Below are 429 nucleotides of genomic sequence, written 5' to 3'. Positions count from 1 at the left end.
AAAGGCTTTGGTTTTTTCCACCACATTGATCCCGACATTTTTGAGCATTGGCACCTTATAATTGGGCATTTCAATAACGAAATAGGATTTGCTTTTGATCTTGAGGATCTTATGAAGCACCCAGGCCGAAAATATTGCCATTCCGAAGCCCAGCATGTATAACAGCATAAGAGTTAATCCCTGTAGGTTCAATCCCATAAAGGAGCGTTCGGGAATAACCAGTGCAATAATGATGAGGTAAACCGGAAGCCTGGCAGAACAAGTAGTAAAAGGCACTACCAGGATGGTAATTAGCCGCTCTTTCCAATCTTCAATATTTCTTGAGGCCATAACCGCAGGTATGGCACAGGCAGTACCCGAAACCAGTGGCACCACACTTTTTCCGCTTAACCCGAACCTTCTCATGGTGCGGTCCATAAGGAATACAAC

Annotated in this window: 1 protein-coding gene; it reads right to left on the bottom strand. The window is 44.3% G+C overall.

From position 1 onward, the window contains the following. On the bottom strand, positions 1-429 hold a 429-nt coding region (locus HC176_RS16740; RefSeq protein WP_167920151.1), incomplete at both ends, for a ferrous iron transporter B.

The sequence above is a fragment of the Tamlana crocina genome (assembly GCF_012037625.1).
Note: the sequence above shows the minus strand (reverse complement) of the source record. Positions and strands in the feature narration are given on the sequence as shown.